26 protein-coding genes are annotated in these 26,056 nt (G+C 56.1%); 21 read left to right on the plus strand and 5 right to left on the minus strand.

All coding sequences use genetic code 11. The features are described from left to right. Positions 1-5 precede the first annotated feature (5 nt). Genes AAGR08_RS05010 through mlaA form a run of 8 tightly spaced genes read left to right on the plus strand, consistent with a single transcriptional unit; the run spans position 6 to position 6,430 of the window. Complete coding sequence (locus tag AAGR08_RS05010) at positions 6-746, plus strand: heme ABC transporter permease (protein WP_345828857.1); 741 nt, start codon at positions 6-8, stop codon at positions 744-746. Beyond that, a complete protein-coding gene (ccmD, locus tag AAGR08_RS05015; RefSeq protein ID WP_345828859.1) occupies positions 743-973 on the plus strand; it encodes a heme exporter protein CcmD in 231 nt (76 codons plus the stop codon). The genes AAGR08_RS05010 and ccmD overlap by 4 nt, the downstream gene beginning before the upstream one ends. Further along, on the plus strand, positions 970-1,455 hold the full coding sequence (ccmE, locus tag AAGR08_RS05020; protein WP_097096546.1) for a cytochrome c maturation protein CcmE: 486 nt from the start codon (positions 970-972) through the stop codon (positions 1,453-1,455). The genes ccmD and ccmE overlap by 4 nt, the downstream gene beginning before the upstream one ends. After that, the gene (locus AAGR08_RS05025) at positions 1,452-3,410 is read left to right on the plus strand and encodes a heme lyase CcmF/NrfE family subunit (RefSeq protein WP_345828861.1); all 1,959 of its coding nucleotides are present in this window, start codon (positions 1,452-1,454) and stop codon (positions 3,408-3,410) included. The genes ccmE and AAGR08_RS05025 overlap by 4 nt, the downstream gene beginning before the upstream one ends. Then, complete coding sequence (locus AAGR08_RS05030) at positions 3,407-3,964, plus strand: DsbE family thiol:disulfide interchange protein (protein ID WP_097096548.1); 558 nt, start codon at positions 3,407-3,409, stop codon at positions 3,962-3,964. The genes AAGR08_RS05025 and AAGR08_RS05030 overlap by 4 nt, the downstream gene beginning before the upstream one ends. Continuing rightward, positions 3,961-4,416 (plus strand): cytochrome c-type biogenesis protein, encoded by a 456-nt coding sequence (locus tag AAGR08_RS05035; RefSeq protein ID WP_345828863.1) that lies wholly within the window; start codon positions 3,961-3,963, stop codon positions 4,414-4,416. Before AAGR08_RS05030 ends, AAGR08_RS05035 begins: the two co-directional genes overlap by 4 nt. Further along, positions 4,416-5,627: a c-type cytochrome biogenesis protein CcmI gene (gene ccmI / locus AAGR08_RS05040; protein WP_345828865.1), complete on the plus strand. Its 1,212-nt coding sequence runs from the start codon at positions 4,416-4,418 to the stop codon at positions 5,625-5,627. Before AAGR08_RS05035 ends, ccmI begins: the two co-directional genes overlap by 1 nt. Positions 5,628-5,662: 35 nt before the next feature. Beyond that, complete coding sequence (gene mlaA, locus AAGR08_RS05045) at positions 5,663-6,430, plus strand: phospholipid-binding lipoprotein MlaA (protein ID WP_097096551.1); 768 nt, start codon at positions 5,663-5,665, stop codon at positions 6,428-6,430. A 46-nt stretch (positions 6,431-6,476) separates the two neighbouring features. Here mlaA and fadL read toward each other — a convergent pair whose 3' ends face one another. Continuing rightward, positions 6,477-7,763 (minus strand): long-chain fatty acid transporter FadL, encoded by a 1,287-nt coding sequence (fadL, locus tag AAGR08_RS05050; protein WP_097096552.1) that lies wholly within the window; start codon positions 7,761-7,763, stop codon positions 6,477-6,479. A 358-nt stretch (positions 7,764-8,121) separates the two neighbouring features. On the opposite strand from fadL, the gene AAGR08_RS05055 reads away from it, so the two are divergent. The 4 genes from AAGR08_RS05055 (at position 8,122) to sixA (ending at position 12,703) form a co-directional block, all read left to right on the plus strand. Further along, positions 8,122-8,418: a YfcZ/YiiS family protein gene (locus tag AAGR08_RS05055; RefSeq protein WP_097096553.1), complete on the plus strand. Its 297-nt coding sequence runs from the start codon at positions 8,122-8,124 to the stop codon at positions 8,416-8,418. A 167-nt stretch (positions 8,419-8,585) separates the two neighbouring features. Further along, positions 8,586-9,896: an acetyl-CoA C-acyltransferase FadI gene (gene fadI / locus AAGR08_RS05060; protein ID WP_345828868.1), complete on the plus strand. Its 1,311-nt coding sequence runs from the start codon at positions 8,586-8,588 to the stop codon at positions 9,894-9,896. Then, positions 9,896-12,025, plus strand: coding sequence for a fatty acid oxidation complex subunit alpha FadJ (gene fadJ, locus AAGR08_RS05065; protein ID WP_345828870.1), 2,130 nt, complete (start codon positions 9,896-9,898; stop codon positions 12,023-12,025). The genes fadI and fadJ overlap by 1 nt, the downstream gene beginning before the upstream one ends. Before the next feature lie 195 nt (positions 12,026-12,220). Then, a complete protein-coding gene (gene sixA / locus AAGR08_RS05070) occupies positions 12,221-12,703 on the plus strand; it encodes a phosphohistidine phosphatase SixA (RefSeq protein WP_097097672.1) in 483 nt (160 codons plus the stop codon). 46 nt (positions 12,704-12,749) lie between these two features. Here sixA and smrB read toward each other — a convergent pair whose 3' ends face one another. After that, positions 12,750-13,298, minus strand: coding sequence for an endonuclease SmrB (gene smrB, locus AAGR08_RS05075; RefSeq protein WP_097096556.1), 549 nt, complete (start codon positions 13,296-13,298; stop codon positions 12,750-12,752). A 159-nt stretch (positions 13,299-13,457) separates the two neighbouring features. Here smrB and prmB point away from each other — a divergent pair, with 159 nt between their 5' ends. From prmB to AAGR08_RS05105, 6 genes are all read left to right on the plus strand, one after another. Continuing rightward, positions 13,458-14,390: a 50S ribosomal protein L3 N(5)-glutamine methyltransferase gene (prmB, locus tag AAGR08_RS05080; protein WP_097096557.1), complete on the plus strand. Its 933-nt coding sequence runs from the start codon at positions 13,458-13,460 to the stop codon at positions 14,388-14,390. Positions 14,391-14,436: 46 nt separating this feature from the next. Continuing rightward, complete coding sequence (gene aroC, locus AAGR08_RS05085) at positions 14,437-15,522, plus strand: chorismate synthase (protein WP_345828872.1); 1,086 nt, start codon at positions 14,437-14,439, stop codon at positions 15,520-15,522. 8 nt (positions 15,523-15,530) lie between these two features. Further along, positions 15,531-16,355, plus strand: a complete 825-nt coding sequence (mepA, locus tag AAGR08_RS05090) for a penicillin-insensitive murein endopeptidase (protein WP_097097673.1) — start codon at positions 15,531-15,533, stop codon at positions 16,353-16,355. A gap of 136 nt (positions 16,356-16,491) precedes the next feature. Then, a complete protein-coding gene (locus AAGR08_RS05095; RefSeq protein ID WP_097096559.1) occupies positions 16,492-17,289 on the plus strand; it encodes a sulfite exporter TauE/SafE family protein in 798 nt (265 codons plus the stop codon). 67 nt (positions 17,290-17,356) lie between these two features. Continuing rightward, on the plus strand, positions 17,357-17,902 hold the full coding sequence (locus AAGR08_RS05100) for an elongation factor P hydroxylase (protein WP_097096560.1): 546 nt from the start codon (positions 17,357-17,359) through the stop codon (positions 17,900-17,902). Between the two features lie 32 nt (positions 17,903-17,934). Beyond that, the gene (locus AAGR08_RS05105) at positions 17,935-18,216 is read left to right on the plus strand and encodes a YfcL family protein (RefSeq protein WP_007889229.1); all 282 of its coding nucleotides are present in this window, start codon (positions 17,935-17,937) and stop codon (positions 18,214-18,216) included. Positions 18,217-18,245: 29 nt separating this feature from the next. On the opposite strand, the gene mnmC is transcribed toward AAGR08_RS05105, so the two are convergent. After that, positions 18,246-20,258, minus strand: coding sequence for a bifunctional tRNA (5-methylaminomethyl-2-thiouridine)(34)-methyltransferase MnmD/FAD-dependent 5-carboxymethylaminomethyl-2-thiouridine(34) oxidoreductase MnmC (gene mnmC, locus AAGR08_RS05110; RefSeq protein WP_345828876.1), 2,013 nt, complete (start codon positions 20,256-20,258; stop codon positions 18,246-18,248). 155 nt (positions 20,259-20,413) lie between these two features. On the opposite strand from mnmC, the gene fabB reads away from it, so the two are divergent. Continuing rightward, positions 20,414-21,634 (plus strand): beta-ketoacyl-ACP synthase I, encoded by a 1,221-nt coding sequence (gene fabB / locus AAGR08_RS05115; protein ID WP_097096561.1) that lies wholly within the window; start codon positions 20,414-20,416, stop codon positions 21,632-21,634. Between the two features lie 273 nt (positions 21,635-21,907). Then, the gene (locus AAGR08_RS05120) at positions 21,908-23,089 is read left to right on the plus strand and encodes an arabinose transporter (protein WP_097096562.1); all 1,182 of its coding nucleotides are present in this window, start codon (positions 21,908-21,910) and stop codon (positions 23,087-23,089) included. On the opposite strand, the gene AAGR08_RS05125 is transcribed toward AAGR08_RS05120, so the two are convergent. Next, positions 23,052-24,488, minus strand: a complete 1,437-nt coding sequence (locus AAGR08_RS05125; RefSeq protein WP_345828879.1) for a PLP-dependent aminotransferase family protein — start codon at positions 24,486-24,488, stop codon at positions 23,052-23,054. The two genes, AAGR08_RS05120 and AAGR08_RS05125, sit on opposite strands and share 38 nt — an antisense overlap. Before the next feature lie 86 nt (positions 24,489-24,574). On the opposite strand from AAGR08_RS05125, the gene AAGR08_RS05130 reads away from it, so the two are divergent. Continuing rightward, positions 24,575-25,018 carry a rhodanese-like domain-containing protein gene (locus AAGR08_RS05130; RefSeq protein WP_345828880.1) on the plus strand — a complete coding sequence of 148 codons (444 nt, stop codon included), beginning with the start codon at positions 24,575-24,577 and terminating at the stop codon, positions 25,016-25,018. Here AAGR08_RS05130 and flk read toward each other — a convergent pair. Beyond that, positions 25,015-26,046, minus strand: a complete 1,032-nt coding sequence (gene flk / locus AAGR08_RS05135; protein WP_097096565.1) for a flagella biosynthesis regulator Flk — start codon at positions 26,044-26,046, stop codon at positions 25,015-25,017. The genes AAGR08_RS05130 and flk overlap by 4 nt on opposite strands. Positions 26,047-26,056 lie beyond the last annotated feature (10 nt).

Consider the following 26,056-nt stretch of genomic DNA (forward strand, 5'->3'; position numbering starts at 1 on the left):
GCAAAATGTGGAAATGGTTACACCAGTGGGCAAAGCCTGAGCGGCTTTACCAGCTATGCGGTCGCTTGATTCCCTGGTTCGCGGTGCTGGGTGTTGGCACGCTGTTACTCGGTTGGATATGGGGCTTCGGCTTTGCTCCGGCGGATTATCAGCAGGGCAACAGCTTCCGAATTATGTACATTCACGTGCCGGCTGCGATGTGGTCAATGGGCGTATATGCGTCAATGGCGATCGCGGCCTTTATCGGCCTGGTGTGGCAGATGAAGATGGCTGATCTGGTCTCGGCCGCGATGGCGCCGATCGGCGCGGTATTTACCTTTATCGCGTTGGTCACCGGTTCCGCCTGGGGCAAACCGATGTGGGGTACCTGGTGGATCTGGGATGCACGCCTGACATCTGAGCTGGTATTGCTGTTCCTTTATATGGGTGTCATCGCGCTCTACCACTCGTTTGACGACCGCCGCACTGCCGGTCGTGCCGCAGGGATTTTAATTCTGGTTGGTGTGGTCAATCTGCCGATCATTCACTTCTCGGTTCAGTGGTGGAACACCCTGCATCAGGGCTCATCGGGCATTCTCCAGCAGGCCATCGATCCCAGTATGCGTACGCCGCTGCGCTGGTCGATTCTTGGTTACTTGCTGGTGTTCGGTGCCTTAACGCTGATGCGCCTGCGTAATCTGATCCTCTTTACCGAGCGCCATCGTCCGTGGGCGATTGATGTTGCGCAGGGAGGGAGCAAATCATGACGCCAGCCTTCGCATCACTCAGCGATTTCTTCGCCATGGGCGGCTATGCGTTTTACGTCTGGCTGGCCGTCATTCTCACGTTGATTCCACTCTTCGGCCTGGTGCTGCACACCGTGCTCTTTCGCCGCCGAATGCTGGCAGAAATTCGCCAGCGTCAATCCAGGGAGCGCCGCATTCGCGCCGCCAAATCGAAAAAAACGGCCAATGAAGCAGGAGAATCCGTTTGAATATCCGTCGTCGTAATCGCCTGTATGTGGCGATAGCGGTGTTGATCGGGCTGGGCCTGGCAACGTCGCTGGTAATGTACGCGCTGCGTTCCAACATCGACCTGTTTTATACCCCGAGCGAAATTCTCTACGGCAAGGGCGAAGATCATCAGAAGCCCGAGCCGGGCCAGCGCCTGCGCATTGGTGGCATGGTGATGCCTGGTAGCGTTAAGCGCGATGCGAAAACCCTCGCCGTCTCATTCAAACTATATGACGCCAACGGCGTGGTGAATGTCAGTTACGAAGGCATCTTGCCGGACCTGTTCCGCGAAGGGCAGGGCGTGGTCGCGCAGGGGGTACTGGAAGAGGGCAACCTGGTGAATGCCAAAGAAGTGCTGGCGAAGCATGATGAAAAATATACGCCACCTGAAATTGAAGATGCGATGAAGAAGAATCACACCGGACCCGCGTCCGCTTATCAACAGGCGGGAGCGCAATCATGATGCCGGAAATCGGTAGCTTCTTGCTGTGTCTGGCGCTCGGCCTGGCGCTACTGCTGAGTGTTTATCCGCTCTGGGGCGCGGCGCGTCAGGATGCACGTTTAATGGCGATGGCTCGCCCGCTGACGTGGGGTTTGTTTATCTGTGTCGCGGCTTCATTCCTGGTGCTCGTGCACGCCTTTGTGGTGAATGATTTTACCGTGGGCTATGTCGCCACCAACTCCAATACTCTGCTGCCGGTTTACTATCGTATCGCAGCAACCTGGGGGGCGCATGAAGGTTCTCTGTTGTTGTGGGTATTGTTGCTAAGCACCTGGACTTTAGCGGTGGCGATTTTCAGCCGCGGTATGCCGCAGGATGCGCTGGCGCGCGTGCTGGCGGTAATGGGCATGATTAATCTGGGCTTCCTGCTGTTTATCATCCTTACCTCGAATCCGTTTACGCGCACCTTGCCGAACTTCCCGATCGATGGACGCGATCTCAACCCGATGTTGCAGGATATCGGGCTGATCTTCCATCCGCCCCTGTTGTATATGGGGTATGTTGGTTTCTCAGTCGCGTTCGCTTTCGCCATTGCTTCACTGATGGCGGGGCGCCTGGATACCGCATGGGCGCGCTGGTCACGTCCGTGGACCACTGCCGCATGGGTGTTTTTAACCATTGGTATCGTGCTCGGTTCTGCCTGGGCCTATTACGAGCTTGGCTGGGGCGGCTGGTGGTTCTGGGATCCGGTAGAAAACGCCTCCTTTATGCCGTGGCTGGCCGGCACGGCGCTGATGCATTCACTGGCCGTTACCGAAAAGCGCGGTAGCTTTAAGTCGTGGACGGTGTTACTGGCGATTACTGCGTTCTCTTTAAGCCTGCTTGGCACCTTCCTTGTGCGTTCCGGCGTGCTGGTTTCAGTGCACTCATTCGCCTCTGACCCGGCGCGCGGCATGTTTATCCTCGCGTTCCTGGTGATTGTGATTGGCAGCTCGCTGCTGCTATATGCGTTAAAAGGTGGCCAGGTGCGCAGCCGCGTGCAGAGTGAAGCCTGGTCGCGCGAATCCTTCCTGTTAGGCAACAACGTACTACTGATCGCGGCGATGCTGGTGGTGCTGCTGGGTACGCTTCTGCCGCTGGTGCATAAACAGTTAGGCTTGGGCAGTATCTCTGTTGGCGAACCTTTCTTTAATACCATGTTCACCTGGCTGATGGCGCCGTTTGCGCTGATGCTGGGCATTGGCCCGCTGGTACGCTGGCGCCGCGATCAGCCGCAGAAGTTGTGGAAACGTCTTGGCGTTGGTCTGCTGGTAACGCTGATTTTGTCTATCGCACTGCCGTGGCTGTTGCAGGATCGCATCGAAGCGATGACGGTCATCGGCCTGCTGATGTCGATCTGGGTGATCATGCTGACGCTGATGGAGCTGCACGAGCGCGCAACGCATCGCCACCCCTTCTTCAAAGGATTGCGTCATCTCTCGCGCAGCCATTGGGGCATGGTGCTGGGCCATCTTGGCGTGGCGGTCACGGTGGTGGGTATCGCTTTTAGCACCCAATACAGCGTTGAGCGTGATGTGCGTATGAAAGCCGGCGATAGTGTCGACATCCACAACTATCACTTTACTTTCCACGGTGTGCGCAACCTGCAGGGCCCGAACTACAGCGGTGGTGAAGCCATCATTGAAGTGACGCGCAACGGCAAGCCGGAAGCGGTGATGCAGGCAGAAAAACGCTTTTACGCGGCGGCACGCACCATGATGACCGAAGCGGCCATCAGCGGCGGTTTCACGCGCGATCTTTATGCGGCGCTCGGTGAAGAGCTGGATGACGGTTCATGGGCAGTACGTATCTACTACAAGCCTTTTGTTCGCTGGATCTGGTACGGCGGCGTGTTTATGGCGGTGGGCGGCCTGTTCTGCCTGTTCGATCCCCGTTATCGCTCGCGTAAAAAAGCAGAGCGCGAGGAGCTGGCATGAACAAAAAAATCCTTTTTATCCCGCTAGTCCTGTTTTTACTGCTGGCGGCGGCGCTGCTCTGGCAGCTGTCGCGCAACGCCAATGGCGATGATCCTACGCGCCTCGAATCGGCGCTGATCGGCAAACCTGTGCCGGTGTTTAAACTCGAAGCGCTCGATAAGCCAGGTAAAATCTATGACCAGCATGTGCTGACCGATGGTAAGCCGATTCTGCTAAATGTCTGGGCGACCTGGTGCCCAACCTGCCGCGCGGAGCATCAATACCTCAATACGCTGGCGGAAAAAGGCATCCGTGTGGTTGGCCTGAACTATAAAGACGATCGCAGCAAAGCGGTGACCTGGTTGAACACCTTGGGTAATCCTTATGCACTGAGTCTTTATGATGGCGACGGCATGCTCGGCTTGGATCTGGGCGTTTACGGCGCGCCGGAAACCTTCCTGATCGACGGCAAAGGTATTATTCGCTATCGCCACGCGGGCGACATGAACGATCGCGTTTGGCTCGAAGAAGTGAAACCGCTATGGGACAAATATAACCAGGAGGCGGGCGCATGAAACGACTGCTTCTTTTAGTGGCGGGCATTGTTCTCAGTACCAGCCTGTGGGCGGCAATCGATACTTATCAGTTCGATTCGGTACAGCAGGAAGAGCAATACCGCGAACTCACCGCCTCGTTGCGTTGCCCGAAATGCCAGAACAACAGCATTGCCGACTCTAACGCGATGATCGCCGCAGATATGCGCCTCAAGGTCTACGAGCTGATGAAGCAGGGCGAAAATCGTCAGCAGATCATTGATTACATGGTGGCGCGCTACGGCAACTTCGTGACCTACGAACCGCCAGTTACGCCATCCACCTTGATTTTATGGGTGGGGCCGGCGCTGTTCGTGGTATTAGGGGCCGCAATTATTGTTCTGCGTAATCGCCGCGGCAAAACGCGTAGCGAGCTGGACGAAAATGAACAACAGCGCCTTGCGGCGTTACTCAAGCGTGACGGGAAGCCGTAATGACTGGATTCTGGATTACCCTGATTATTTTGTTGCTGGCAGCAATCGCACTGTTTCTGTATGCAGGCTGGCGTCAACGTGAAGTCAGCACGGGCGACCGCGATCGCCTCAATACCGACTTCTATCAACAGCGTCTGCGCGAGCTGGAGCGGGATGAAGAAGAGGGCGTTGTGGCTGAGCGACCGGAAATGGTACGCGAGCTACAACAAACGCTATTAACCGATATTCCACAGCAGGATGCTGCTCATATTCACCACAGCAGCCGCTGGGTATTGCTGCCGGGCGTCATTATGCTGCTGGTGGTGTCACTGGGTATGTATCTGAAAACCGGCGGCCTGGCCCAGCAGACGGCCTTTGTCAGCGTGCAGCAGGCGTATCCCGTGTTGCATGTTCGCGTGATGGATCCCAATGCGCAGCCGCTGACGATGGAAGAGTTGGCCCGCTTACAGCTAGGCTTGCGTAATGCACTGCAAAGTGATGCCAACAACCTTAACGATTGGGCGATGTTAGGGCGACTGGGCATGGTACTGAATAACGCGACCGATGCGGGCCAGGCGTTTGAGCATGCGTTGCAGCTGGCACCTGACAATCTCGAGCTGCAGCAGGATTACGCTGAAGTGCTGACGCGATCCAGCGATCCGCAGGATAATCGTCAGGCCAGTCTGATGCTCAAAGAGCTACTCAAGCGCGATCACAGCGATGTGCGTACCTTGAGCCTGCTGGCGTTTAACGCCTTTGAGCAGCAGCAGTATAACGAGGCGATTGGTGCCTGGCAGGTGATGTTGAAACTGTTACCGCCAGGCGATCGTCGCATCACCATGATCGAACGCAGCATTGAACAAGCGAAAACGGATGCAGGACAGCAAAATAGCAGCCTGGCATTAACGGTGAGTTTGACGCCGCAGGCAGAAAAAATGTTACCGCAAGGCGGAGTGATGTATATTTCTGTGTCTGACGGTGTTTCACCGGTGCCTGTGGCTGTGAAGCGGTTACCGCTGAGCCACTTCCCGTTATCGCTTACGCTTGATGACAGCAATGCCATGATGCCCGATCGCCTACTTTCGGCGCAGCATCAGGTGCAGGTCAGGGTGCGCATTTCGCGCGACGGCAGTGCTAATCCACAGTCTGGTGACTGGTTTGGGTTAAGCGCGGTCACACCCTGGGATGGTCATCAGCAACTGGCTGTGGAAATTAATCAACAGCAGCCCTGAAGCGATACCTTACTGATCCGCACAGGGAGAGAAGAATGAATAACCGCCTGACCGGTTTGGCGTTGGCCAGTTTACTGCTGGTGGGTTGTGCCAGCTCAAAACCGGCCGACACGACGGAACCTGCACAACGCAGCGATCCGTTGGAAGGCTTTAACCGCACGATGTTTAACTTCAACTACAACGTGCTGGATCCTTATGTTTTGCGTCCGGTTGCGGTGGCCTGGCGTGATTACGTGCCGGTACCGGCACGCAGCGGTATAAGTAATGTCCTCGGTAACCTCGAGGAGCCTGCCAGCATGGTCAACGCCATTTTGGTCGGGGAACCGCGTCAGGCGGGCATTCACTTTACCCGCTTCTTCCTTAACACCGTGTTAGGGCTGGGTGGATTTATTGACGTGGCTGGTAAAGCCAACCCAGAGCTGGCACGTGAAGTGCCGCATCGCTTTGGTAGCACCTTAGGACGCTACGGCGTGGGTTACGGCCCGTACGTTGAATTGCCGGCCTATGGCAGCTTCACTGTTCGTGAAGATGGTGGTGACTTCGTCGATACGCTCTATCCCGTGTTGAGCTGGCTGAGCTGGCCGCTCTCCGTCGGGAAATGGACGCTTGAAGGTATTGAAACGCGTGCGCAGCTGTTGGATTCTGATGCGATATTGCGTCAGCAACAAGATCCCTACGCCTTCATTCGCAATGCTTACTTCCAGCGCCATGACTTTATTGCCAACGGCGGTAAGCTGAAGCCAGAAGAAAATCCGAACGCCAGCGCGATTCAGGACGATCTTAAAGACATCGACTCGCAATAAATAAAAAGGCGACTCAATGAGTCGCCTTTTCATATCTCTTGAGACATCAGAACTTATAGTTAAAGCTCGCGCCGTAAAGCCAGGCTTTACCTTCAGAGTTAAAGGTGTAAGGGCCTTCCTCTACGGTGACTTTCTGTCCGTGCATGTAGGAAACGCCTACATCGACTGACGCATCTTCATTGAACGCGTAAGAGGCACCGGCGCTCAGCCACAGACGATCCTGATCGGGGATGGAGATGGAACGCTTGTCGGCAGGAACCGGGCTGTCATCAAAGGCGATACCGGTACGGAAGGTCCAGTTATCGTCATAGAAGTAAGTGGTACCCAACGCAATTCGATAGGCATCGTGGAAGCCTTCATCCTTATAGAACAGCGTCTGGCCATTGCTGCCGGTGGCTTTCAGCTCCTGGAACTGACTCCAGCTGGTGTATGCCAGGCTATAATGCACAGCCCACTGCGGCGCAACTTTATGCCAACCGGAGACTTCCCACATCTCTGGCAGATTCAAGGTCAAGGCACCCGGGATAGTGGTACCGTTTGTACCATACGGCAGACCTAAAGCCAGCGCCTGTGGCGTGCCATTGTAGGCGGAAGGGATGTTGCTCTTATAGTCACCGTCAAAGTCGACTTTTACTTCTGAGCGATAGGTAAAGCCAAAGCGGTTATTTTTATCCACTTCGTACAGAATACCGGCGTTCCAGCCGTAGCCCCATTCATCACCTTTTAAATGCGCAACCTGAGTATCCGCTGGCAGTCCTGCCAATGCACCGGCTTCACCGGCATAACGCTCAATTTTTGCTTTGGCATATACCGCATCAAAACCGACACCAAAGCTAAAGTGTTCATTCAGTCGATAAGCGGTGCTGATATTAAAGTTGCCGGTCATCAAGTCGGTTTTACCGCCGTAGCCGCCCGCGGTATAACCATCGTTAAATTCAGTTGCCAGGCCATAATTAGAGGTTGCAGAGGCGCCAATCCACCATTGATCGTTAATCGGGTGCACGTAGTGAATATTCGGGATCCACTGGTTTGGCGCAATATTCTTCGCATCAAGGCTGCGACCAGACAACGGACTTTGACCGCTAATATCGACTTCGGGATCAATATAAACCGCGCCGATGGAGAAAGAGGGACGATCCATCAGCGCCATGGTGGCTGGGTTTCGGCTGGCAGATGCGGCGGTATCGCCCATTGCGCCTTCACCTGAATAAGCACGACCTAAACCAATTGCTGAAAATTCATTAAGCTGAAAGCCTGCGGCGTAAACATGGGAACAGACGAGCGTTACTGCAGCTGCCACAGCTGACTTTGCAAACAGGTTTTTATGGTTCATGACCACAACCTCATCTAAATTTATTATTAAACGTTGTTACGTCGCGTAACAAAGAGCGGCGAATTGTAGGGACTGACGGCAAAACGACATATCAGACCAGTGCGACGAGTATAGGTCCGACCTGTGTATTTGTTGCAATATTGTTTTTTAAATATTTCTGATTTGATCGATAAAATCAGATCTGCTTAACAAAAACTTAGCGGTTCAACCTCAGCATAACGGTCAATTTTGTTTTGGATCAATTTTTAGTGTGATATTCGTCACTTAGCGACTTGATGATAGATGTGAAAAGGCTGTAGGCGTAGACTTTGCTGCAGAAAATGATCCGATTGTGTTGATTTATCGTCAGGAGAGAATAATGACTGCTGCCATTAATAAATGTAGTGCTAACGAAACGGCTGCCTGCTGCTGTGTAGATGTTGGCACCGTGATGGATAATACCGATTGCACCGCAAGTTGGTCTGGTGTGTTTGCCGATCGTCATGCAGCTGATGCGATGCTCACGCATTTGACTGAAAAAGCGCGTCAGGTGGAATCCGATCCCTGCGATATTCGTGCTGAGTTTACGGAAGAGGGTGACGCGGTGCGTTTGAGCGTCGACTTCACTTTTGCCTGCCAGGCGGAAACCCTGATCTTCCAGCTCGGCTTACGCTAATCCCGTCGCTGCCGGAATCCCCTTCGGCAGCCTTAACTCATTTTCGTGTATTCCCTCGCACTTTTTCCCTCTAGTTATTGGCGACTTAGCAACACTTAGTTAACACTGATGATCAGGTCAGACCTGTTTGGCAATGATGCCCTGGTCGAAAATTACAGGTGATTGCAATGAGCAAAGCGCAGCCGCTGCTGACGCGTCAGGGCGAACGTATCGCCATAACCCACGGATTACGTACCCCTTTTGCCCGTCAGGCGACGGATTTCCATGGCATTCCTGCGCTTGAATTAGGGCGCATGGTGGTGAGTGAACTGATGGCGCGCAGCGAGTTACCGGTGGAAATCATCGACCAGCTGGTGTTTGGCCAGGTGGTGCAGATGCCGGAAGCGCCGAACATTGCGCGTGAAATTGTCCTGAGCAGCGGATTGGGCGTGCACACCGATGCTTACAGCGTGAGCCGTGCCTGCGCCACCAGTTTTCAGGCGGTGGCTAACGTGGCGGAAAGCTTGATGGCTGGCACAATCGATGCGGGCATTGCCGGAGGTGCCGACTCTTCCTCGGTGCTGCCGATTGGCGTGAGTAAAACCCTGGCGCGCGCGTTAGTCGATCTCAACAAAGCGCGCAGTTTCAGCCAGAAGCTCACTATCTTGCGCCGCTTACGTCCACGCGATCTCTTGCCGGTACCACCGGCAGTGGCGGAGTACTCTACCGGGCTGCGTATGGGCGATACTGCCGAACAGATGGCGAAATCGCACGGCATCACGCGTGAGCAGCAGGATGCGTTAGCGCTGCGTTCGCATCAGCACGCGGCACGCGCCTGGCAATCGGGCGTGTTAACGCAGGAAGTCATGCCCGCCTTTGTACCGCCGTGGAAAGCCCCGATCGAGCAGGACAATAATATTCGTTTTAACGCGAGCGCAGCGGATTACGCCAAACTGCGCCCGGCATTTGATCGCCGCCACGGCTCGGTGACGGCCGCCAACAGCACGCCGTTAACCGATGGCGCGGCGGCGGTGATTCTCATGCGTGAAGGTCGCGCGCGTGAATTGGGCATTACACCGCTCGGCTATCTGCGCAGCTATGCCTTTACCGCTATTGATGTCTGGCAGGATATGCTGCTCGGCCCGGCATATGCTTCGCCGCTGGCGCTGGATCGCGCCGGCATCACGCTAAACGACCTCACGCTAATTGATATGCATGAAGCTTTTGCGGCGCAAACCCTGGCGAACCTGAAAATGTTCCGTGACGAACGCTTTGCGCGTGAGGTGCTGAATCGTCCTCACGCATTAGGCGAGGTGAATGAGGAGCGGTTTAACGTACTCGGCGGCTCAATTGCTTATGGTCATCCGTTTGCCGCTACCGGTGCGCGTATGATCACGCAAACGCTGCAGGAACTGCGGCGGCGCGGTGGCGGGTTAGGTTTAGTCACCGCCTGTGCGGCGGGTGGGTTGGGCACCGCAATGGTTCTGGAGGCTGAATAATGAGCGAATCTGCCTTTCATTTACAGATGCGTCTCGACCATGTTGGTGTGATTACCATCGACGTGCCAGGCGAGAAGATGAACACGCTGAAAGCGGAATTTGTACCGCAAATTAAAGCGGTGCTGGATGAAGCGCGTAGCCACAAACAGCTGGCGGGGTTGGTGTTGATTTCCGGAAAGCGCGACAACTTTGTTGCCGGTGCGGATATCAGCATGATCGCCCAATGCCAAACCGCTGAAGAAGCTGAAGCGCTGGCAAAGCAGGGCCAGGATGTGATGGCGATGATTGCCGCGCTACCGTTTCCGGTGGTGGCGGCGATCCACGGCGCCTGTCTGGGCGGTGGATTAGAGCTGGCGCTGGCCTGCGATGCACGCATCTGTACACTTGATGATAAAACGCGCCTCGGCCTGCCGGAAGTGCAGCTTGGATTATTGCCCGGTTCTGGTGGAACGCAGCGTCTGCCCCGACTGATTGGCGTACAGCAGGCGCTGCCGCTGATCCTTACCGGCAAGCAACTGCGCGCCAGGCAGGCGCTCAAACTCGGTATTGTTGATGATGCCGTGCCACAGTCAATTCTGCTGGAAACGGCAATTGCGCGTGTACATAAAGGAAAAGGCGCGCGCAGAGCATTATCGCGTCGCGATCGGTTGCTGCAAGGTCCGGTTGCGCGTCATATCCTCTTTGCGCTGGCGCAACGTCAGACCAACAATAAAACTCAGGGCAACTATCCTGCCGCTGACCGTATTTTACAGGTGGTGCGCATTGGCCTTGAGCAGGGCAGCAGCGCCGGGCATGAGGCAGAAGCGCGCGCCTTTGGCCAACTGGCGATGACGCCAGAATCGGCGGCGCTGCGCAGCCTGTTCTTTGCCTCAACCGCTTTAAAGAAAGAAGCGATGGCGAGTGCCGAACCACGCGAGCTAAAGCAGATTGGCGTGCTCGGCGGTGGTTTGATGGGCGGTGGCATTGCCAGCGTGACGGCGCTCAAGGCCGGTTTGCCGGTACGCATCAAAGACATCAATCTTGCGGGGGTAAACCACGCATTGCAGTACAGCTGGGAGCTGCTGAGTAAAAAGGTGAAGCGACGTCAGCTGAAGGCGGCTGAGCGTCAGCAGCAAATGGCTCGCATCAGCGGCGGTACCGATTATCAGGGCTTTAGCCAGCGCGATCTGGTGATTGAAGCGGTCTTTGAGGATCTGGCGCTGAAGCAGCAGATGGTTAGCGAAATTGAAAGCCATTGCCAGCCGCATACGATTTTTGCTTCCAACACCTCATCGTTACCGATTGGCGATATCGCTGCCAACGCGCAGCGACCGGAGAATGTGATTGGCCTGCATTTCTTCAGCCCGGTGGACAAAATGCCGCTGGTTGAGGTGATTCCGCATGCCAATACCTCGGCCCAAACGCTGGCGACCACAGTACAGCTGGCGCGTCAGCAGGGTAAAACGGCGGTGGTGGTCGCTGACCGTCCCGGCTTTTACGTCAACCGTATTCTTGCACCCTATATAAATGAAGCGCTGCGCTGTTTGCAGGAAGGCGAACCGATCGAGCATATCGATCGTGCGCTGGTAAAATTTGGATTCCCGGTCGGGCCACTCCAGCTGCTGGATGAAGTGGGAATTGATGTTGGCAGCAAAATCAGCCCGATTCTTGAGCAGGCTTACGGGTCGCGCTTTAGTGCCCCCAAGGCCGCAAGCGCGATTCTGGCCGATGGGCGAAAAGGGCGGAAGAACAACCGGGGCTTCTATCACTATCAGCGCTCACGCTGGCCCGGTAAACGCCAAGCTGATGCAGCGATTTACGCACTTTTGCATGTCAAACCGCAGGCGAAACAGAGTGAAACGCAGATTGCGGAACGCTGTGTGTTGATGATGCTGAACGAGGCTGCACGTTGTCTTGATGAGGCGGTGATCCGTAATGCGCGCGATGGCGATATCGCGGCCGTATTTGGTATCGGCTTTCCGCCCTTCCTGGGCGGGCCGTTCCGCTATATGGATCAGCGCGGCATTGGCGATATCGTCAAAGCATTAAGGTCGTTAATGCAGCAACATGGCGATCGTTTCACGCCGAGTGAGGCGCTGGTCGCATTGTCAGAAGAGAAAATGAATTTTTACACTTCTGCACAATCTTGAATAGGCGTACAGATTCAGCGGGTTAGTATGGTGGCCGCGCAACGGCTAGCGCGGCACCATTCTGAGATATGCTTATTTAATAAACAACCGGTTGACTATACTGAAGCCATTGGGGTAAAACACACCGTTCATTCGCAGAATGAAGCGTCTGGTGCTGTGGTACCGGGCGATATCGACAAACAACAGCGGTGCTTTATGCAAGTTTTTATCATGCGTCATGGCGATGCAGCTCTGGAAGCAGCGAGTGATTCCGTTCGTCCTCTCACCCTTTGTGGCTGTGACGAATCGCGTCAGATGGCAAGCTGGCTCAATGGCAAAACGCCAGAAATTGATCGGGTATTAGTGAGTCCTTATTTGCGCGCCGAGCAAACGCTCGCAACGGTACGCGAAACCCTGAAGTTACCGGTAGGGCAGGACGTGCTGCCAGAACTGACGCCGGGTGGCGATCCAGGCATGGTGGCCTGTTATCTGCAGGCGCTGGCGCAAAAAGGCGTTAAGTCGGCGCTGGTGATTTCTCACCTGCCGCTGGTGGGATATTTGGTCTCTGAACTTTGCCCGCAGGAAGCGCCGCCCATGTTCGCCACCTCTGCGATAGCCTGTGTAAACTTTGATGCAGATGCCAGCGAAGGCAAGCTGGAGTGGCAGGTTAGCCCGTCAAAATTGGCCAAAGCCATTTAATCTCTGTGGGCCGCAATCGCGGCCCTATCCTTATCTACCGCAGCCATTACGGCAGTTCAGGCGGTTGCCACTCTTCTACTTCAATCAGCACCAGCAGCGCCGCGTCGCCGCCGAACATTTTCGGTGCCTGATGAAACGCCATCACATGCGGATGTTGCGCGAGCCACAGAGGCGTTTGCTGCTTGAGGATATGTTTGCCGTGGCCAGTCATCACGCTGGCGCAGAACAGATGCTCACGACGACAGGCAGCGATTAAGGCACCAAGTTCCTGTTTGGCTTGCACCTGAGTTAGCCCGTGGAGATCGAGAAAAATCTCCGGCGTGTAATCGCCACGGCGTAATTTCTTCTGCTCGTAGTGGCTAACATCCGCACGCACATAGCGAACCGGTCCTTCACTGGAGAGCAGCGGCTGAAACTCATCAGAGAAATAATGGCTGTTATCCGCCTGTTCTGAAATCAGACGTTTCAGCGGCACTTCACGTGTTTTCACCACCGGCTTGTGCACGATGGTGTCCTGTTTCAGCTTGCGCGTTCCACTCATCAATTGGCGGAACATCTCCTGATCGTCCTGGCTTAGCGGCGTTTTCTTACTCATGGCTTTGTGATTGATTTAGAAAAGACGGGTGAACAGTCGGTGACATACCTTAACCGCAAGCGTTAACAAATGTCAGCTTTTTCACCTCGCCGCGCTGAATTCTGCCCGGCTTCGTGGCACACTATCGGCCGATTGATTTTATGGCCTGCGGAGGGCTACGTGGACAAGATATTCGTCGATGAGGCAGTGAACGAACTGCACACCATTCAGGACATGCTGCGCTGGGCAGTCAGCCGTTTTTCGGCGGCAGGAATTTGGTACGGCCACGGCACGGATAATCCCTGGGACGAAGCAGTCCAACTGGTTCTGCCAACGCTATGGTTGCCGCTGGATATTCCTGAAGATATGCGCCATGCACGTCTGACCGCCAGCGAGCGTCATCGCATCGTTGAGCGCGTTATTCGCCGCGTCAATGAACGCATTCCGGTGGCTTATCTCACCAATAAAGCCTGGTTCTGCGGCCACGAGTTCTACGTGGATGAGCGCGTGCTGGTTCCGCGTTCACCGATTGGTGAACTGATCGAAAACCGCTTTGCCGGTTTGATCGGCGATTCGCCTAATCACATTCTTGATATGTGCACCGGCAGCGGCTGCATCGCGATAGCCTGCGCCTATGCTTTCCCGGAAGCGGAAGTCGATGCGGTGGATATCTCCACTGACGCGCTGGCCGTTGCCGAGCAGAACATTGAAGAACATGGCTTGCTGAACCACGTTACGCCAATTCGCGCCGATCTGTTCCGCAACTTGCCGCCGGTGAAATACGATTTGATCGTCACCAATCCGCCGTATGTGGATGCGGAGGATATGGACGATCTGCCGAATGAATATCGCCACGAGCCGGAGCTCGGCCTTGCCGCCGGCAGCGACGGCCTGAAGCTGGTACGCCGCATTTTGGCATGTGCGCCAGATTATCTCAGCGAGCAGGGCGTGCTAATTTGCGAAGTCGGCAACAGCATGGTGCACATGATCGATCAATATCCCGATGTGCCGTTTACCTGGCTGGAGTTTGATAACGGCGGTGACGGCGTATTTATGCTGACGCGTGAGCAAATCGTAGCGGCACAGCACCATTTCTCATTCTATAAAGACTAAATAAAAGGGCGAGCGCTCGCCCGCAACATCGCAACAAGGAATCAGCATGGCCGGAAACAGCATCGGACAAGTTTTTCGCGTAACCACTTTTGGCGAGTCGCATGGTATTGCGCTGGGCTGCATTGTTGACGGTGTGCCTCCCGGCATTCCGCTCACCGAAGCCGATATTCAGCACGATCTCGATCGTCGTCGTCCCGGCACCTCGCGCTATACCACCCAGCGTCGCGAGCCGGATCAGGTGAAAATTTTGTCCGGCGTGTTTGAGGGCGTGACGACCGGCACCTCAATCGGCCTGCTGATTGAAAATACTGACCAGCGCTCGCAGGATTACGGCGCAATCAAAGATCTGTTCCGTCCTGGCCATGCGGATTACACCTACGAGCAGAAATATGGCCTGCGCGACTATCGCGGCGGCGGGCGCTCTTCCGCGCGTGAAACCGCAATGCGCGTGGCGGCGGGGGCGATTGCCAAGAAGTATCTGCAGATGAAGCACGGCATTGTGGTGCGCGGCTATCTGGCACAGATTGGCGACGTAGCCTGTGAGCTGAAAGACTGGAGCATCGTGGAAGAGAACCCGTTTTTCTGCCCGGATGCCTCAAAGCTGGAGGCGCTGGATGAACTGATGCGCGGCCTGAAAAAAGAGGGCGATTCAATCGGTGCCAAAGTCACCGTGCTGGCTGAAAACGTGCCGCCGGGATTAGGTGAGCCGGTATTTGATCGTCTGGACGCGGATTTGGCGCATGCATTGATGAGCATCAATGCGGTAAAAGGCGTGGAGATCGGCGACGGTTTCGCGGTGATCAACCAGCGTGGCAGCCAGCATCGCGATGAAATCCGCGCTAACGGTTTCCAGAGCAACCATGCGGGCGGCATTCTGGGTGGCATCAGCAGCGGCCAAACCATCAGCGCTAATCTGGCGATGAAACCGACCTCAAGCATTACCGTTCCGGGCAATACCATCACGCGCGATGGCGAAGAAGTGGAGATGATCACTAAAGGTCGCCACGATCCTTGCGTCGGCATCCGCGCCGTACCGATTGCCGAAGCGATGATGGCAATCGTGTTGATGGATCACCTGCTGCGCCAGCGCGCGCAAAACGGTGACGTTAACAGCAACGTTCCGCGCTGGTAAGCCCGATGATGCGCCGTCTGTTCATCACCTGTGCCGCACTGTTGTGCAGTGCGGCGGCCGTTGCCGCGACGCCGTGGCAGCAAATCCATCAGCCGATTGCCGGCAACCCGCAGTCGATTGGCGGTTTCGCCAACGGCTGTATTGTTGGTGCGCAGCAGCTACCGCTGAACTCACCAAATTATCAGGTGATGCGTCAGGATCAGCGCCGCTACTTCGGCCATCCAGACTTGATCGCCTTTATTCAGCGCCTCAGTACGCAGGTTCATCAGCTGCAGCTGGGTCAGGTGCTGATTGGCGATATGGGCATGGCGGCAGGCGGCCGTTTTAGCAGCGGCCACGCCAGCCATCAAACCGGTCTGGATGTAGATATCTGGCTGCAACTGCCAAAAACGCGCTGGAGTGCGCAGCAACTGCTGAAGCCGCAGCCGCTTGATTTGGTCTCTGCGGACGATAAGCAGGTGATCGCACGCCATTGGCAGCCACAAATTGATAGCTTGATTAAGCTGGCAGCGAAAGATGATGAAGTGACGCGTATTTTCGTTAATCCGGCGATTAAAAGACAGCTTTGTGCTGATGCCGGTAGCGATCGTGCGTGGCTGAATAAAGTGCGTCCGTGGTTTGCCCATCGCGCACATATGCACGTGCGTCTGCGTTGCCCAGCAGGCAGCCTTGAGTGCCAGGAGCAGGCCCCGCAGCCGCCAGGTGATGGCTGTGGTGCCGAGCTGGACAGCTGGTTCCTGCCGAAAAAACCTGGCAGCACGCCGCCGGTGAAGAAAACGCCGCCGCCGCTACCGCCGTCATGTCAGGCTTTATTAGATAAACATTTGTTATAACCTCGATTCTTCAACCCGCAGGTGCGTTGGCTGCGCTCGTCCACCCCAGTCACTTACTAATGTAAGCTCCCGGGGATGAACGAGCTTGCCGCCTTCCTGCAGCTTGAATTATCGAGATTATTTAGGAAGATGGTTGATGGATCTTTTTGTTGTCAGCCCGCTGGTCATCGGCGTGCTGTTTTTTGTGGCAATGCTGGCGGCATTCATCGACTCGATTGCCGGAGGCGGCGGCTTGCTCACCGTACCCTCTTTGCTGGCGGCCGGGCTCTCACCCGCTCAGGCGTTAGCCACCAATAAGCTGCAATCGGTCGGCGGTTCCTTCTCCGCCAGCCTCTATTTCATTCGTCGCGGTGCGGTGAAGCTAAATGAGCAGTGGCTGAATATCGCCATGACGTTTCTTGGCGCAATCGGCGGCACCATCCTGATTCAGCATCTGCAAGCGGACGTTTTGCGGCAAATCTTGCCTTTGCTACTGATCTGCATCGGTTTGTGGTTCCTGCTGATGCCGCGTTTGGGGGAAGCGGATCGCGAACGTCGTCTGCACGGTTTGCCCTATGCGCTGGTGGGCGGCGGCTGCGTCGGTTTCTACGACGGCTTCTTTGGCCCGGGCGCGGGTTCTTTCTACGCGCTGGCTTTCGTTACCCTGTGCGGCTTCAATCTGGCGAAAGCCACTGCCCACGCCAAAATCCTAAATTTCACCTCGAATTTCGGCAGCTTGCTGTTCTTTATGTTCGGCGGAAAGGTGGTGTGGGGCACTGGCGTAATTATGCTGCTGGGTGCCTTTATCGGCGCGCGCCTCGGCGCCAGACTGGTGCTGAGCCGCGGTCAGAAGCTCATTCGCCCAATGGTAGTGACGGTTTCGGCGGTGATGAGCGCTAAATTATTATGGGATAGTCACGGCAGCGCATTCATGGCCTGGCTGGCAACCCTGTGATCCAATCCTCGTCAAGACCGGCAGCCAGTGCGACAATGGCGCCGGTTTTTTTTAAAGATTAAAAATTATGAGTACAACACACCATTACGATCAGCTGATTGCCATCTTTGATGGCTGCTTCGTTGACGATTTTCAGACGCGTCTAATTAAAGGCGACGACGAACCTATTTATCTTCCAGCGGATGAAACCTCGCCGTGGAATCGCGTGGTGTTCGCCCACGGCTACTACGCCAGCGGGCTGCACGAAATTTCCCACTGGTGTATTGCCGGTGAAGCGCGTCGCAAGCTGGTTGATTTTGGTTATTGGTACTGCCCGGACGGGCGTGATGCGCAAACCCAGAGCCAGTTTGAAGCCGTTGAGGTCAAACCGCAGGCGCTGGAGTGGTTGTTCTGCGTTGCGGCGGGCTTTCCCTTCAACGTAAGTTGTGACAATCTCGAAGGCGATTGTGAGCCAGATCGCATAGCGTTTCAGCGTAAGGTTCATGCTCAGGTGATGACTTATCTGGAGCAGGGTATTCCGGCACGTCCGGCCCGTTTCATCGATGCATTAATGAATTATTACGGCACGCCGGCGTTGACGGCGGCCCAGTTTCCCTGGCCGGAAGACCTGTGATCCGCGATGGCATTATAAGAAGAGAGGAAGAGATGATCGTAGAATTTGAAACCCGCATTCTGGCCCTGATTGATGATATGGTCGATCACGCCAGCGATGACGAGCTGTTTGCTGGCGGCTATCTGCGTGGTCATCTGACCCTGGCGGTGGCGGAGATTGAACTGAGCGGCGAACATACGCCGGAAGCGCTGCAGACGCATGTCACCAATAGCCTGCAAAAAGCCATTGCGGCTGGTGAACTGTCGCCACGCGATCAGGCGTTGGTTACGGGGATGTGGGACAATCTGTTCCTGCAGGCGCGTCAAAGCGCTTAAGCTGTGGGGGCGATCGCTCGCCCCGCAGATTAACGAGCCGCTTTTTTACCCTTCAGCAATTTTCGTACCCAGTAGCGATTTGGATTCAATGCCGCAAGCGTCGCCGCATCCAGCGGCTGGGGTTCGCCGCTCATTTGCGCTGCCAGCACTTCGGCCGCCAGCGGCGCACTGCATAAACCACGCGATCCCAACGCCCCCAGCACAAATAACCCTGCATGCACTGGCGCTGCGGCCACGGCTTCAGCGCGTGCACGCTGCGCGGGAAGATCCGCATACTGCGTGAGCAAAGCATCGTAATCCGGCGCGCTGCCGCTCATCGGCAGGTGATCGCGGGTGGCACAACGCACACCGTTGCGCGCCTGGTTAGCGGACACATCAACCTGCTGCGGCCATTGGCTTTCTGGCAGGCAGTTAATCAGCCGCTGGCGGTTCTCGAGTTGATCGTCAATACGGAAAGCCGTTGCGGTATCGCCACGATGATAGCTGGCACCAATGCAATGGGTAGCGAAATTCGGACTGACCGGCGTGAGATAGCCGTCGTAACAGAGCACGGTGCGCAGTTCGCCGAGCGAATCATTAGTCGGCACGTGGCTCACCTGACCGGCTACCGCATATGCCGGCAGCATTCTGCTTTGCTCGATATCCAGCAAGGCGTGACCATTCGCCAGTACCACCTGCTGATGCTGCACAGATGGCCGATCGCTAAAGTGCAGCGTCCAGCTTTCATTGTTCCGCGTAAGCTGCGTTACCTGATGCAGCCAGTGAACGCGCAGGCCTTGCGTTTGTGCATACTCCAGCAAATTACTGGTTAACTGGGAAGGGGAAAGCCAGCCACCCTGCGGATAATAGAGGCCGCTGAAACCCAGTTCGACACCTGCGAGCTTTTCCGCCTCTTCTTTATTTACGCCATAAGCGATTTCACGCGGTAGGTCCATGTTGAGCATCTGCGCGATTTTATCCGCACTTTTACTGTCCCAGCCGAGCTGCAGCACGCCGCTCCAGTGATGCTCAAACTCCACCGGCACCCAATCATACAGGCGACGAGCAAAGCCAAAGGCAGCAGGGAAAAAGGTCGCCAATGCCGGATCGTGCTGATTGAGCAGCGGATAGAGCGCACCCTGACGGTTACCGGATGCCCCCAACGCTGGCGCAGCATCAGCACAATATAAGGTGACGCGCCAGCCCCGGCGAAGGAGTGCCAGAGCCAGTACCGCGCTGGCGACGCCGCCGCCAATGAGCGCGACTTCCTGGCTTGCAGCTTGCGGTCGTGCATACCACGGCTGGCTGTGCGGCAGCTCAGCTGCCTGTTCCAGCACACCGATCAGCATTTCACGTTTGTGGCCAAATCCTTTGCGCTTCTGCATGGTGAAACCAGCGTCCTGCAAGCCACGGCGCACAAAGCCAGACGCCGTAAAGGTGGCGAGCGTGCCGCCCGGACGCGCTAAGCGCGCCATGGCGGCGAACAGTGCTGGCGTCCACATCTCCGGATTTTTCGCCGGGGCAAAGCCATCAAGAAACCACGCATCCACCTGGCGATTAAGGCTGTCATCAAAGGTGTGAATTAGCGCGTTAATATCACCAAGCCAGAGATCCAGCGTGACTTCGCCACCGTTAAACAGCACGCGCTGGCAGCCCGGCAATGCCTGCGGCCACTGCTGTTGTAGCTGTTCAGCCCACGGCTGGAGCTCAGGCCAATGCGCATGCGCAGCGATCAAATCCTCGTGCGTCAGCGGGTATTTTTCGCAGCTGATAAAGTGCAGGCGCTGGAGTGGGGCCGTGGGATGCTCGGCGCGGAAGCGATCAAACGCTTGCCACAGTGTGAGAAAGTTCAGACCAGTCCCAAAACCGCTCTCGGCGACGATAAATAAATCGCGCGAATGATCGGCAAAACGGTGCGGAATATGATTACCGTCAAGGAAAACATAGCGCGTCTCTTCCAGCCCATTGTCGTTGGAGAAATAGACGTCACCGAACGCTCGGGACACAGGTGTACCCTGTTCATTCCAGTTTATTTGGGCATGTTCTACTGGGGTAAATTTCACGGGGAAAGGCTCATATTTCAGGCAGTGGCGCGAGTTTAGCGACAGACGTGACATGACGCAAATTTACAAAACGAAATGGCTGATCGGACTTGTTCGGCTTACAACTGTACGCTAGAGTGCACGTCAATCCAAAAGAGTGGAACGAGGACTATTGAATGAAACGTGCAGTGATTACTGGCCTGGGTATTGTTTCCAGCATTGGTAATAACCAGCAAGAAGTGCTGGCTTCTCTGCGTGAAGGCCGTTCCGGTATTACTTTCTCCGAAGAGATGAGAGATGCCGGTATGCGCAGCCACGTATGGGGCAACGTCAAACTGGATACCAACGGGCTCATCGATCGCAAAATCGTGCGTTTTATGAGTGATGCCTCGATCTACGCTTACCTGTCTATGGCTGAAGCGATTAAGGATTCAGGCCTGACTGACGAACAGTATCAGCAAAACCCACGTGTTGGCCTAATTGCTGGTTCTGGCGGCGGTTCTCCGCGTTATCAGGTATTTGGTGCGGACGCTATGCGTGGCCCGCGCGGCCTGAAAGCCGTTGGTCCTTACGTAGTGACCAAAGCCATGGGTTCAGGCGTATCTGCTTGCCTGGCAACCCCGTTCAAAATCCACGGCGTGAACTACTCCATCAGCTCAGCGTGTGCCACTTCAGCACACTGCATCGGCAACGCCGTTGAGCAGATTCAGCTGGGCAAACAGGACATCGTTTTTGCAGGCGGCGGCGAAGAGCTGAGCTGGGAAATGGCCTGTGAATTTGATGCGATGGGCGCGTTGTCGACCAAATACAACGAAACGCCTGAAAAAGCGTCACGTACCTACGATGCCAACCGTGACGGTTTTGTCATTGCAGGCGGCGGTGGTATGGTGGTAGTAGAAGAGCTGGAACATGCTCTGGCACGTGGCGCACATATTTATGCTGAGATCGTCGGTTACGGCGCCACCTCCGATGGCGCAGATATGGTAGCACCTTCAGGCGAAGGCGCAGTGCGCTGCATGAAGATGGCGATGCAAGGTGTTGATACGCCAATCGATTACCTCAACACCCACGGCACCTCAACGCCAGTGGGTGATGTGAAAGAGCTGGGTGCGATTCGCGAAGTATTCGGCGATAACTCACCCTCTCTGTCTGCGACCAAAGCGATGACTGGCCACTCTCTGGGTGCGGCTGGCGTGCAGGAAGCGATCTACACCTTGTTGATGCTGGAGCACGGCTTCATCGCGCCAAGCATCAATATTGAAGAGCTGGATGAAGCGGGTAAAGGTCTGAACATTGTGACCAAGCCGACCGAAAAAGCATTGACTACAGTGATGTCGAACAGCTTTGGTTTCGGTGGCACCAACGCCACGTTAACCATGCGTAAGCTGCCAGCGTAATTGCAGATTTTACAAGGTGCGCATGAATGCGCACCCTACGAAAACCGCGTTATGCCTTCGTAGGGGCGCCATTTATGGCGACCGAATGATGCAAGCATTATCTCAAGGGCCGGTTATCCGGCCCTTGTTGTTTTGACAATCCACCTCCTGCTTGCCTACACTCTCTCTCCGTCCGAAACAAAATTATCAATTCCCATTAAATGTGAACCAAATATCCCGTTTCTGTTATGGCAGCAAGCGCGTGTCTGGTTATGACAAGGAGTTCGCCGCCCGATGATCCCCACTGCCAGCGCAGAGCAGCAATCAGTATTGCCGTTAGCCTGCACCTCATTTGCGGTATTTCTCACCTATCTCACTGCCGGTTTGGCGCTGCCGGTGATCCCGCTGTATGTGCATCAGCAACTCGGCATGAGTAATCTGATGGTCGGCGTAGCGGTAGGAATTCAGTTTTTTGCCACGCTGCTAACGCGCAGCTTTGCTGGGCGGCGTGCCGATCAGCATGGTGCGAAGCTCACTACGCAGCATGGCATGATGGCCATCGCGCTGGTCGGCGTGGCCTATTTGGCGGCGGCACTATTACCGGTGTCCCCTTGGGCGAAGTTTGGTTTGCTGGCGCTAGGGCGACTGTTGCTGGGATTTGGCGAAAGTTTGCTGCTCACCGGAAATCTGACGTGGGGCATGGGGCTGGTCGGCAGCAAACGTTCAGGTCTGGTGATGTCGTGGAACGGCATGGCGATATACGGATCGCTGGCGGCGGGTGCGCCATTGGGGCTGCTAATTAATCAGCACGGCGGCTTTGCAGCACTTGGCGCAGTGGCGCTGCTATTACCGCTGCTATCGCTGGCAATCAATGGCTGGATTCGCAAAGTGCCGGTTGTTGGCGGCGAGCGGCCATCGCTGTTTAGCGTGGTAAAAACCATCTTCCAGCCGGGGCTGGCGCTGGCGCTGCAGGGCACCGGGTTTGCTGTCATCGGTACCTTTACTTCGCTCTACTTTGCGGCGGAAAACTGGGGCAATGCCGGTTTTGCGCTCACGGCGTTTGGCTGCGCCTTTGTACTGGTGCGCGTGTTCTTTGGCGGTTTGCCGGATCGTCACGGCGGCGTGCGCGTGGCGATGGTATCGCTGCTGGTGGAAACCGCCGGATTACTGCTGCTGGCGTTGGCCAGTTCCGGCTGGATGGCGCTGATTGGCGCGGCATTGACTGGCTGCGGCTGCTCGCTGATCTTCCCGGCGCTGGGTGTGGAAGTCATCAGGCGCGTATCGCCGCAGATCCGCGGTACCGCGCTCGGCGGCTTCTCTGCTTTTCAGGATATTGCTTACGGCGCCAGCGGACCATTGACCGGCTTACTGGCGACGGCGCTGGGTTACGGTTCCGTGTATGTTGCGGGTGCCTGCTGCGCTGCGCTGGGAATTCTGGTCACCTGGACGTTTTCGCGTCGTGCGACAGCAGCGTAACCAGCTTATCGCAGGCGCTGATAATCTCACCGGGTGTCAGCGCGGCAAATCCCAATAGCCAGCCCGCTTGCTGCGCTTCCCCCGCATAGAGCGGTGACAGCCGCGGTAACAGTAATCCTCGCGCTTTAGCCTGTTCGGTTAAGTGCGCTTCATCCCCCTGCAGCAACTGCACCGTTAACTGCAAGCCTCCTGCCGCCGGCAGCGGCTGGAGCCAGGGTTGCAGTCGCGTATTGATCTGCTCCAGTAAACAGTCACGTCGACTGCGATATAGCTGGCGCATCAGGCGTAGATGGCTGGCAAAATGGCCTTGCTGCAGAAACTCCGCAGTGATTGCCTGTGGCAACATCGCGCTGTGGCCGTCCATCACGCTGCGCGCGCGCCCAAGCGCCTGGACCAACTGCGGCGGCACCACCATCCACGCCAGACGCAGCGAGGGAAACAGCGTTTTGGAAAAGGTGCCGAGACAGATGACCCGACTGTCGGTTTCTACGCCTTGCAGCGCTGGAGCAGGGCGATCCTCGTAGTGAAATTCGCTGTCGTAATCATCTTCAATTAGCCAGCTATCATGCTGGCGCGCCCACGCCAGCCAGTGCAGGCGGCGCGCCAGGCTCATTGCTGTGCCCGTTGGGTAGTGATGGGCGGGCGTGAGATACACTAATTTCGCGCTGCCACTGAGCGGCATAGCTCCTTCCGCATCCAGCGGCATGGCGCGACAGCGCGCACCGGCGGCGAGAAACGCATTGCGCGCCCCGGGATAACCCGGCTCCTCCAGCCACACCTCGTCGCCCGCATCAAGGAACATTAACGCCAGCAGTTGCAGCGCCTGCTGTGAGCTGGTGAGCATCACCACCTGTTCTGCCGAGCAGCGCACGCCACGCGACAGTGCCAGATAATCCGCCACGGCCTGGCGCAGCGACGGCAGACCAAGCGGGTCGCCATAGCCCATTACGCCACTGCCCAGTGAGCGTTGCACCTGATGAGTGATGCGACGCCACTGTGCATGCGGAAAAGCGCGTAACTCTGGCGAACCGGCGGCGAAGGCGTGAGGAAACGGCGGATCCTGACAGCCGCCAGTCGCCAGCACCTGTTGACCACGCTGGGAAAAACGCGGTGAGCAAGCGACCCGACTTTTCGGCTTGGGCGGCGGCATGCTAATCGAGACAAACGTGCCGCGTCCGCCCTGGCGCTGCAGATAACCTTCGCTTTCCAGCTGCGCATAAGCAGCCTCGACCGTAACGCGTGACAGTGATAAATCGATTGCCAGCTGGCGACTGGCGGGCAGTTGCTGCGCATGCTGCAGATGACCGTTGGCAATTGCCTGACGTAGGGTATTGCACAACCGTTCGCGCAGGCCGCCTTGGGTCTGGTGGCTAAATAGCGCCAAAAATGAGGTCTTCATCGTGGTCTTATTGGGGTGATAGAAGTGGTATCAGCATGCAGACCACTTTGCCGTAAACTGAGAAAAAATCACAGTGGGAGAAGGCAATGTCAGCGGTCTTAAAATTTGCTCCGGCCAGCGCAAACGAAAGCGTGGCGTATTTGCAGCACAAACTGAGCTTTTACACCGATGCGTGGGATTTAGCGCAAGATCTGGCGCAGGGGATCAGCGCGATCGTAGTGGTCGATGCACGTTCTGAGGACGTTTATCAGGCAGGGCATATTTGCAGCGCCATCTCGTTCCCGCATCGCACCATGAATGCGGCATCGACCGCGCATCTCGATCGCAGCAAAGTTTACATCACCTATTGCGACGGCATTGGCTGTAACGGCTCAACCAAAGCGGCACTCAAGCTGGCGTCGCTGGGGTTTCAGGTGAAAGAGCTGATTGGTGGGCTGGATTTCTGGAAGCGCGACGGTCATCCAATGGCATGGGGAATGACAGCAGGCGAATGGCCATCTGCCTCGCCCGCTGCACACTGTGGCTGCTAGATAAGTAACCACAGCAGGAAGGTGAACACCAAGAGTCCGACAATCAGCGTGAGCATTGGACGTTGAGCCAGCGGCTGCGGCAGGATTTGAATAAACGGCGACCAAATCGGCTGCGGGTGCATCTCGCTATCGGCCAGCGGCTGTTCGTGCAGCTTTTCGGCGCGACGGCTAAATAATAGATTCAGCAGATCCTGCGTTTGCGCTGGCGTTAGAACGGTATGGGGCATCGCCTGGAAACGCTGCTGGCTGTAATCCTCCAGCAATCGCTGCTCATCCTGCGTCAGCGGTTGCTTCAGCGAGGTTTCCAGCATCTGCAAGGTCGGCGCGCTGTGCTGACCCAGCGTCTGCCGCACCTGCAAATATTGCGTCAGCAGCGGGAAGTGGCGGGATGGAATCGGATCGCCACTTTTCAGGTTCACCAGCTTCAAGGTGTCGGCCAGCAGCTTCACCGGCGATTCCCCGGTAGTAGCGGCAAGACGTGTAACCTGTTGATTCAGCGATTGCTGCTCTGCCGGCAACAAGCTGCGATCGGAAGATCGCGTTTGCTGCGGTTGCGGAATTGCCATCTGGCCGTTTTGCAGCATGGTCAGCACCTGGCGCAGCTGATCCTGCGACAACCCGCTCAATACCGTTTGGTTAAACTGCTGACGAATAAAGTCGCTCACTGCCTGGCGATTATTGCCCTGCGGCAATTTTTCCAGCAGCTGCTGTAACAGCTGGCGCGTGGCAAGGCTGTTTTGTACCTGGGTCAGACGGCCATTGAGATGCTGCTCTGCCGCCGGGAAATGACGTGATTGCAGCTCACTCTCATTTTTCACGCCAACTTCGTGACGCACGCCTGCCCACAGTTCCGGGGCTTTTAGCGTGCTGAGTGACATGATACGTACAATCAGGCGTTCCAGCGTGGTGCGCTGGGCAGGGGATAACGGTTGTTCACCGGCGGGGCCACCAGGACGGGCTGGGCCAGTGGCTGGCGTTAAAGATGAACGATCGCCCGCGGGCACACCGGGACCGCTGAGAGGTTGCATGGCGGAATCC

The sequence above is a fragment of the Pantoea sp. BRR-3P genome (assembly GCF_039621635.1).
Lineage (GTDB): Bacteria > Pseudomonadota > Gammaproteobacteria > Enterobacterales > Enterobacteriaceae > Pantoea > Pantoea floridensis.

Excerpts from the sequence above, each read along its gene's own strand:
- fabB (WP_097096561.1), top strand. The coding sequence starts at position 20,414 with ATGAAACGTGCAGTGATTACTGGCCTGGGTATTGTTTCCAGCATTGGT.
- AAGR08_RS05030 (WP_097096548.1), top strand. The coding sequence starts at position 3,407 with ATGAACAAAAAAATCCTTTTTATCCCGCTAGTCCTGTTTTTACTGCTG.
- AAGR08_RS05010 (WP_345828857.1), top strand. The coding sequence starts at position 6 with ATGTGGAAATGGTTACACCAGTGGGCAAAGCCTGAGCGGCTTTACCAG.
- fadI (WP_345828868.1), top strand. The coding sequence starts at position 8,586 with ATGAGCAAAGCGCAGCCGCTGCTGACGCGTCAGGGCGAACGTATCGCC.
- ccmD (WP_345828859.1), top strand. The coding sequence starts at position 743 with ATGACGCCAGCCTTCGCATCACTCAGCGATTTCTTCGCCATGGGCGGC.
- AAGR08_RS05120 (WP_097096562.1), top strand. The coding sequence starts at position 21,908 with ATGATCCCCACTGCCAGCGCAGAGCAGCAATCAGTATTGCCGTTAGCC.
- flk (WP_097096565.1), bottom strand. The coding sequence starts at position 26,046 with ATGCAACCTCTCAGCGGTCCCGGTGTGCCCGCGGGCGATCGTTCATCT.
- aroC (WP_345828872.1), top strand. The coding sequence starts at position 14,437 with ATGGCCGGAAACAGCATCGGACAAGTTTTTCGCGTAACCACTTTTGGC.
- AAGR08_RS05095 (WP_097096559.1), top strand. The coding sequence starts at position 16,492 with ATGGATCTTTTTGTTGTCAGCCCGCTGGTCATCGGCGTGCTGTTTTTT.
- fadJ (WP_345828870.1), top strand. The coding sequence starts at position 9,896 with ATGAGCGAATCTGCCTTTCATTTACAGATGCGTCTCGACCATGTTGGT.
- AAGR08_RS05100 (WP_097096560.1), top strand. The coding sequence starts at position 17,357 with ATGAGTACAACACACCATTACGATCAGCTGATTGCCATCTTTGATGGC.
- AAGR08_RS05130 (WP_345828880.1), top strand. The coding sequence starts at position 24,575 with ATGTCAGCGGTCTTAAAATTTGCTCCGGCCAGCGCAAACGAAAGCGTG.
- AAGR08_RS05125 (WP_345828879.1), bottom strand. The coding sequence starts at position 24,488 with ATGAAGACCTCATTTTTGGCGCTATTTAGCCACCAGACCCAAGGCGGC.
- AAGR08_RS05055 (WP_097096553.1), top strand. The coding sequence starts at position 8,122 with ATGACTGCTGCCATTAATAAATGTAGTGCTAACGAAACGGCTGCCTGC.
- AAGR08_RS05025 (WP_345828861.1), top strand. The coding sequence starts at position 1,452 with ATGATGCCGGAAATCGGTAGCTTCTTGCTGTGTCTGGCGCTCGGCCTG.
- mlaA (WP_097096551.1), top strand. The coding sequence starts at position 5,663 with ATGAATAACCGCCTGACCGGTTTGGCGTTGGCCAGTTTACTGCTGGTG.
- sixA (WP_097097672.1), top strand. The coding sequence starts at position 12,221 with ATGCAAGTTTTTATCATGCGTCATGGCGATGCAGCTCTGGAAGCAGCG.
- fadL (WP_097096552.1), bottom strand. The coding sequence starts at position 7,763 with ATGAACCATAAAAACCTGTTTGCAAAGTCAGCTGTGGCAGCTGCAGTA.
- ccmI (WP_345828865.1), top strand. The coding sequence starts at position 4,416 with ATGACTGGATTCTGGATTACCCTGATTATTTTGTTGCTGGCAGCAATC.
- mepA (WP_097097673.1), top strand. The coding sequence starts at position 15,531 with ATGCGCCGTCTGTTCATCACCTGTGCCGCACTGTTGTGCAGTGCGGCG.
- AAGR08_RS05035 (WP_345828863.1), top strand. The coding sequence starts at position 3,961 with ATGAAACGACTGCTTCTTTTAGTGGCGGGCATTGTTCTCAGTACCAGC.
- smrB (WP_097096556.1), bottom strand. The coding sequence starts at position 13,298 with ATGAGTAAGAAAACGCCGCTAAGCCAGGACGATCAGGAGATGTTCCGC.
- AAGR08_RS05105 (WP_007889229.1), top strand. The coding sequence starts at position 17,935 with ATGATCGTAGAATTTGAAACCCGCATTCTGGCCCTGATTGATGATATG.